6 protein-coding genes are annotated in these 6,717 nt (G+C 72.4%); 5 read left to right on the forward strand and 1 reads right to left on the reverse strand.

What is annotated here, in order from left to right; genetic code table 11:
- Nucleotides 1-86: 86 nt before the first annotated feature.
- The gene (locus ACIA8D_RS41580) at nucleotides 87-2,189 is read right to left on the reverse strand and encodes a PQQ-binding-like beta-propeller repeat protein (protein WP_399240705.1); all 2,103 of its coding nucleotides are present in this window, start codon (nucleotides 2,187-2,189) and stop codon (nucleotides 87-89) included.
- Between the two features lie 126 nt (nucleotides 2,190-2,315).
- On the opposite strand from ACIA8D_RS41580, the gene ACIA8D_RS41585 reads away from it, so the two are divergent.
- The 5 genes from ACIA8D_RS41585 (at nucleotide 2,316) to proC (ending at nucleotide 6,368) form a co-directional block, all read left to right on the forward strand.
- The gene (locus ACIA8D_RS41585; RefSeq protein WP_399240707.1) at nucleotides 2,316-2,612 is read left to right on the forward strand and encodes an SH3 domain-containing protein; all 297 of its coding nucleotides are present in this window, start codon (nucleotides 2,316-2,318) and stop codon (nucleotides 2,610-2,612) included.
- A gap of 58 nt (nucleotides 2,613-2,670) precedes the next feature.
- On the forward strand, nucleotides 2,671-3,171 hold the full coding sequence (locus ACIA8D_RS41590; RefSeq protein ID WP_399240709.1) for an EamA/RhaT family transporter: 501 nt from the start codon (nucleotides 2,671-2,673) through the stop codon (nucleotides 3,169-3,171).
- 723 nt (nucleotides 3,172-3,894) lie between these two features.
- Nucleotides 3,895-4,656 carry an ABC transporter ATP-binding protein gene (locus tag ACIA8D_RS41595; protein WP_399240711.1) on the forward strand — a complete coding sequence of 254 codons (762 nt, stop codon included), beginning with the start codon at nucleotides 3,895-3,897 and terminating at the stop codon, nucleotides 4,654-4,656.
- Nucleotides 4,657-4,703: 47 nt separating this feature from the next.
- Nucleotides 4,704-5,441 carry an ABC transporter permease gene (locus tag ACIA8D_RS41600; protein WP_399240713.1) on the forward strand — a complete coding sequence of 246 codons (738 nt, stop codon included), beginning with the start codon at nucleotides 4,704-4,706 and terminating at the stop codon, nucleotides 5,439-5,441.
- A gap of 102 nt (nucleotides 5,442-5,543) precedes the next feature.
- Nucleotides 5,544-6,368 (forward strand): pyrroline-5-carboxylate reductase, encoded by an 825-nt coding sequence (gene proC, locus ACIA8D_RS41605; protein WP_399240715.1) that lies wholly within the window; start codon nucleotides 5,544-5,546, stop codon nucleotides 6,366-6,368.
- Nucleotides 6,369-6,717: the final 349 nt, after the last annotated feature.

A 6,717-nucleotide genomic window follows, 5' to 3' on the forward strand; every position in this document is an offset into this window, starting at 1 on the left:
ACGCTCCGCGTCGCCTCCCTCCTCCGCCTTGCGATCGCACGCACCAGGCCCCGCTCCCTGATCCGGCCTGATCCAAACGACAAGCCCTAGGGATCGTCCGCCGTGGCGGCACCGGAGACGGTGCCGTCCGGCGCGCTCCCGTACACCCGGCCCGCGTGCACGACGGGCGTCGGGATCTCGGCCACCACCCGGTCCGAGCGGCCTCCCGGGCGGGGACCGCTCTGGCCCACCGGACGCCCCGTGCGCCGGTCCACGGCGAGCAGCCGGCCGTCGGGAGCCGATACGTACACCCGCCCCGAAGCGGCGTCGACGGCGGGCGCGGAGCCCCGGCTCACGGAGGTCTCCGACCGCCACACCTGCTTGCCGGACGCGAGGTCCTGCGCCACCAGCGCGCCGCCCGCCGCGAGCAGATACGCGGTGTCGCCGTGCAGCGCCGCCGTCGCGGACGGCAGCGGCAGTGCCAGCCGTACGCGGCGCCCCACCGCCCCGTCCGCGAGGCGGTGGCCGACGAGCGCGACGGTCGCGCCCGAGGCGTCCCGCTCCGTGCACCAGACGACCCCGTCGGACACCCCGATCGGGGTCGCGGTGCCCGGCGACCGCTGCCGCCAGCGGATCTCACCCGTCTCCGGATCCACCGCGCTCACCAGGGTGTTCGTCCCGTCGGCCGCCGACGTCGTCGCGTAGGCGAGGCCGCCACCGACGTACGCGAGCGTGGACCGCGGCCCCACGGCGTGACGGCGGCTCCACTCCCGTCTCCCGGTCGCGCTGTCGACCGCGCTGAGCGTGCCGTCCGGCGCCGCGAGCAGCACCCGCCCCGCCGTCTGACGCACCTGCCCCTGGAACCGCGACACATCCATCGACCAGCGGGACCTCCCCGTATCGGGCGCCATCGCGACGAGCCGGGACCCGTCCGGAGCGAGCGCGTGCACCAGGCCGCCCGACACCACGGGCGCCGCCCCGCCGACGTCCCCCGCACCGCCGGACGCCTTCCGCTTCCACCGCACCGAACCGTCGCGCGGATCCAGCGACACGGCCAGTGCGCCGGGTGCGGCGCAGTTCAGGCTCCCGGCCCCGTACGAACAGGTGGGCGCGGCACCGGAGCCGAGCTTGGTCCGCCAGGGGTGGAACGTGGCGGGGGAGCCCACCGGAGTGCTCCGGGTGCCGGTGCCTGAGTCGTTTCCCGTGAGCAGGGTCGCCGTGAGCGCGCCTCCCAGGGCGAGGGTCCCGGCGAGGGTGAGCAGGGTCCGGGGGCTGGGACGCCTGCGCGGCGCCGGCGCAACGGGCTCCTCCGCTACGGGACCAGCGGTGGACGGCTCGACCGGCTCCCGCTGCGCCGGGATGAACGCCTGGGTGTCGTACCGCGCCGAGACGCGCCGCAGCTCCGCCATCAGCTCGTCCGGAGTGGGCCGGTCAGCCGGCTCCTTTGCCAGGCACGCGAGCACCAGCGGCGCGAGATCCTCGGGCACGCCGGACACGTCCGGCTCGTCGTGCACCACCTGGTACGCCACCAAGTAGGGGCTGTCGGAGTCGAAGGGGCCCCGCCCGGTCGCGGCGTGCACGAGCAGCGAACCGAGCGCGAACACGTCGGCGGCCGGGCCGACCTCGCGCGGGCGGCGGAACTGCTCGGGTGCCATGAACGGCGGCGTCCCGATCAACTTGCCGGTCTCCGTGCGCAGTTCGCTGTCCTTGGGCCGTGAGATCCCGAAGTCGATGACTTTCGGACTGTCCTCGGCGAGCAGCACATTGCTCGGCTTCAGGTCGCGGTGCACGACCCCGGCACGATGGATGTCGCGCAGCGCCTCCGCGAGCCCCGCCGTCAGGTGCCGCAGCTGCGCGGGCGACATCGGGCCGTTCCGCTTCACGTGGTCGGCGAGGGTTGGGCCGGGGATGAACAGCGTTGCCATCCACGGCCGTTCGGCCTCCGGGTCGGCGTCCACGACCGGCGCGGTGAAGGCCCCGCTGACCCGCCGCGCGGCCGCGACCTCCTGCCGGAAACGGCCCCTGAACTCGGGGTCCTCCGCGAACTCGGCGTGCACTACCTTCACTGCGAGCGGCAGCCCCGCGGTCGACCGCGCCAGATGCACGACCCCCATGCCGCCCGCGCCCAGGCGCTCCTCGAGCCGGTAGTGCCCGGCGTACTCCGGAAGTTCCGCTTCCGGGCCGCTCCCGATGCTGTTGTACGACGGCATGTCCACGCCCCCCGTGGCTGATGAACGGGCCTTGCTAGCCTGCGTGTTCGACATTCCAACACAGATGTTTCAACGGGCCCTCAATGAACGTTGAACGAGTCGGCCCGACGGGGGAGGCGCAGGAAAATGGCACCAGAGGAGCAGTCCGCACAGTCCGTGGAAGCGGCGGCAGCGGCGATGTACTACCCGGTGGCACCCAACTACAACGTGAACGTCCGCAGCGGTCCCGGCACCCAGTACCGCGTGGTGCGCGTGCTGCCGCTCGGCGCCAAGGTGCCGATCTTCTGCCAGCGGCCGGGCCAGACGGTCTCGGGTCCGTACGGCACGTCGAAGGTCTGGGACAACATCGGTGTCGGCGAGTACGTCTCCGACACCTACGTGAAGACCGGCAGTGACGGCTACGTGGCGCCGCGCTGCGCCTGAGCCGCGCGAGCGGACCGGGCTGCGGGTGCCGCGGCCCGGTCCGGTGATAATCGAGGGCGTGAGCGACGAAACCGGCACCCCCAGCACCTCCCCGGCCCCCGGGCCCCAGCCCGAGGAGATCCGCTTCTTCGGCACGACCTGGGTCGACCACAGCGGCCACTACGGCCTGCGCCGGGCCGCGGTCGGCGTGGGCGCGCTCGTCCTGGCGGTCGCCGGCTGCTTCGTCCTCCGGTTCGCCTACGAGGGCCTGGCCATCGCGGACGTCGGCTCCCTCGTGAACCTGCTGCTCATCGTGATGTTCGCGGTGTGCAGCGCGCTCGCCTTCGCCCGTACGCGCACCGGGTTCACCGAGCGCCACGACCCGGAGAAGCAGGCGTCGCTGCGCGGCTTCCTGGCGATCGGTTTCGTGGGGGTGCTGATCGCCTACGCCCTGCGCTGCGTCGTCGAGGCCCCGGGCGAGAGGCTCCGCCGAGGTGAATACGAATCGGCCCTCGACCAGTACGCCCGCCGCACAAAGCGCCGCACCGGCAACCCGTCCAAAAAATCCCGCAAACGCTAACCCTCCGCCTTACCGGCGCCGGCACCCCGGCCACGGTCCTCTGCGCTCCCGCGTCTGCCTCGGGGCTCTGCGCTCCCGTGTGCGCGGCACCGGCGTTGCGGCCTCGGGGCTCCGCCCCGGACCCCGCTGCTCAATCGCCGCAGGGGCTTGATTTGCCCACCCGCTCGCGGGGCCTCGGGACACCCCTGGCCGCAGGGTCTTGACCCGCCGCGCCGCGCGCCATAGGGCAACGCCCTTTCCCCCGCCCATCTCCCACCCACCCGCCCCCTCCAGAGGCGTCGGCCGGCCGGGGCGCCCTGCCCGGCCGCGACGTCGACCGCACCGCGCCTTGGGCTCAAGCCGCACGCACGCCTCCCCACCCGTTACGGCCGCTACCGCCCCGCCTCGGGCAATCCGCCGCCACCACGCCTCCCCACCCGTGGCGGCCGACCGCCACCGCCTCGGCAACCTCCCGCCACCACGCCTCCCCACCCCTGGCGGCGGGCCGCAACCGACTTGGGCAATCTGCCGCCCAGGGCGGCAGGGTGGGCAAGGCGGCCCCCGGTGCAGCGCGCCCATGACGACAGGCGCCGACCCCGGTACAGCGACCCGCCCCGGCCCCGCGCACCCAGAACCAAGCGCACCGACCCCGGCAAAAGCCCGCCCCCCCCGGGGGCCCCGCGCACCCAGACCCCCCGGCCCACCTTGACGCCCCCACCCCACCGGAGGATTATTCATCGTGTGATGAATAAAACTCCGTCCCCCGCCGTGGACGCCACCGACCTCACAGTCGTCCGAGGCCCCCGCACCGTCCTACGGGACCTGACCTTCACCGTCCCGCGCGGCCAGATCACCGGCCTGCTCGGCCCCTCCGGCTGCGGCAAATCGACCCTCATGCGCGCCGTCGTCGGCACCCAGGCCAAGGTCACCGGCACCCTCAACGTCCTCGACCACCCAGCCGGCCACCCCAAACTCCGCTCCCGCGTCGGCTACGTGACCCAGGCCCCCTCCGTCTACCTCGACCTGTCCATCCGCCAGAACCTCGCCTACTTCGCATCCGTCCTGCTCCCCGGCCGGCCCGCCGCAGGCCACCGCGCCACCGAGGTCGACCGCGTCCTGACCGACGTAGACCTCACCTCCCACGCCGACGCCCTCGCCGGAAACCTCTCCGGCGGCCAGCTCAGCCGCGTCTCCCTGGCCGTCGCGCTCCTCGGCACCCCCGAACTCCTCGTCCTCGACGAGCCGACCGTCGGCCTCGACCCGGTCCTCCGCCGCGACCTGTGGAACCTCTTCCACGACCTGGCCGCCCGCGGCGCCACGATCCTCGTCTCCTCGCACGTCATGGACGAGGCCGAGCGCTGCCACCGCCTCCTCCTCATGCGCGAGGGCGAACTGCTCGCCGACGACAGCCCCGACGCCCTGCGCGAGCGCACCGCAACGCCCACCGTCGAAGAGGCCTTCCTCCACCTCGTCGACGAGGTCAACGCGACCACCACCGCCCACTGACGCCCTCATCGACCCACCCCACCGACCGACGCCCCGGGAAGCCCGCCATGAACACGTACCGCACCACCGCCACCGCGCTCCGCGTCCTGCGCCAGCTCCGCCACGACCCGCGCTCGATCGCCCTGATGCTGCTCGTCCCGTGCGTGATGCTCTTCCTGCTCCGCTACGTCTTCGACGGCAGTCAGGCCACCTTCAACTCCATCGGCGCCTCGCTCCTCGGCATCTTCCCGCTCATCACGATGTTCCTGGTGACCTCCATCGCCACCCTCCGCGAACGCACCAGCGGCACCCTGGAACGCCTCCTGTCCATGCCCCTCGGCAAGGCGGACCTGATCGGCGGCTACGCGCTCGCCTTCGGCACCGTGGCCGTCATCCAGTCGGTCCTCGCCACGGGCCTCGCCCTCTGGGCCCTGGACCTCGACGTCACGGGCTCGGCCTGGCTGCTCCTCCTGGTCGCCCTCCTCGACGCCCTGCTCGGCACGGCCCTCGGCCTCTTCGTCTCGGCCTTCGCGGCATCGGAGTTCCAGGCGGTCCAGTTCATGCCGGCGGTGATCTTCCCGCAGCTGCTGCTCTGCGGCCTGTTCACCCCGCGCGACCAGATGCAGCCGATCCTGGAGGGCATCTCCAACGTGCTCCCCATGTCGTACGCCGTCGACGGCATGAACGAGGTCCTCAAGCACACCGACCTCACCGCCACCTACATCCGCGACGCCGTGATCGTCGCCGGCTGCGCGGTCCTCGTCCTGGGCCTGGGCGCGGCGACCCTGCGCCGCCGCACGGCCTGAACCACGCACCCGCGTTCCGCCCACCGGACACTCCCGGACCGGTGGGCGGGCCCGATGCGAGGATGCCTTCCGGACGGACGACGCACACGGAAGGCCCCGCTCATGAGCCAGCACCCCCGCCACAAGGTCGCCGTACTCGGCACGGGCAAGATCGGTGAAGCCCTGCTCAGCGGAATGATCCGCGGCGGCTGGGCCCCGGGCGACCTCATGGTCACGGCCCGCCGCCCCGAGCGCGCCGAGGAGCTCCGCACCCGTTACGGCGTCACCCCGGTCAGCAACCAGGAGGCGGCCAAGCAGGCCGACACCCTGATCCTCACGGTCAAGCCCCAGGACATGGGCACGCTGCTCACGGAGCTGGCCCCGCACGTCCCCGCAGACCGCCTCGTCATCAGCGGCGCGGCCGGCATCCCCGCCACCTTCTTCGAGGAGCGCCTCCCGGAGGGCACCCCGGTGGTCCGCGTCATGACGAACACCCCGGCCCTGGTCGACGAGGCGATGTCCGTCATCTCGGCCGGTACGCACGCCACAGCGGACCACCTGTCCCACGCCGAGGAACTCTTCGGCTCCGTGGGCAAGACCCTCCGCGTCCCCGAGTCCCAGCAGGACGCCTGCACGGCCCTCTCCGGCTCGGGCCCGGCCTACTTCTTCTTCCTCGTGGAGGCCATGACCGACGCGGGCATCCTCCTCGGCCTCCCGCGCGACAAGGCCCACGACCTCATCGTCCAGTCCGCCATCGGCGCGGCCACGATGCTCCGCGACAGCGGCGAGCACCCGGTCAAGCTCCGCGAGAACGTCACGTCCCCCGCCGGCACCACCATCAACGCGATCCGCGAACTCGAGAGCCACGGCGTACGAGCCGCCCTCATCGCTGCCCTCGAAGCGGCCCGCGACCGCAGCCGCGAACTGGCCTCCGGCAACAACAGCTGACCTGCGTACGGGCCCGAGGCGTGAAGTTGACACGCCCCGGGCCCATCCGTAGTGTTCTCCGAGTTGTCCGCCGTGAGCGCCGACTCCGGTCGGTCCCCGGACAACCATTCCGCAAGACCTCTTAAACGCACGACGACTGGCTTCTGCTCGGTCGTCGTCCGTATTTACGTGCGTCTTTGCGAAATGAGGAATCCACGTTCGAAAGGACGCGACCCCGATTAGCTCGGGGGCCGGGAATCCGCTAAAGTCTCACTCGTCGGAACGGCCCAACAGCCGCAAAGACAAACCCCGCTGACTGGGAATCAGGCCCGAAAGGGTCTGATAGAGTCGGACTCGCCGGAAAGCCGAA

It is taken from the genome of Streptomyces sp. NPDC051684 (assembly GCF_044453445.1).
Classification (GTDB): domain Bacteria; phylum Actinomycetota; class Actinomycetes; order Streptomycetales; family Streptomycetaceae; genus Streptomyces.

Bases quoted from the DNA above. Each gene is read 5' to 3' on its own strand.
- ACIA8D_RS41580 (WP_399240705.1), bottom strand. From the start codon at position 2,189: ATGCCGTCGTACAACAGCATCGGGAGCGGCCCGGAAGCGGAACTTCCG.
- ACIA8D_RS41585 (WP_399240707.1), top strand. From the start codon at position 2,316: ATGGCACCAGAGGAGCAGTCCGCACAGTCCGTGGAAGCGGCGGCAGCG.
- ACIA8D_RS41595 (WP_399240711.1), top strand. From the start codon at position 3,895: ATGAATAAAACTCCGTCCCCCGCCGTGGACGCCACCGACCTCACAGTC.
- ACIA8D_RS41600 (WP_399240713.1), top strand. From the start codon at position 4,704: ATGAACACGTACCGCACCACCGCCACCGCGCTCCGCGTCCTGCGCCAG.
- proC (WP_399240715.1), top strand. From the start codon at position 5,544: ATGAGCCAGCACCCCCGCCACAAGGTCGCCGTACTCGGCACGGGCAAG.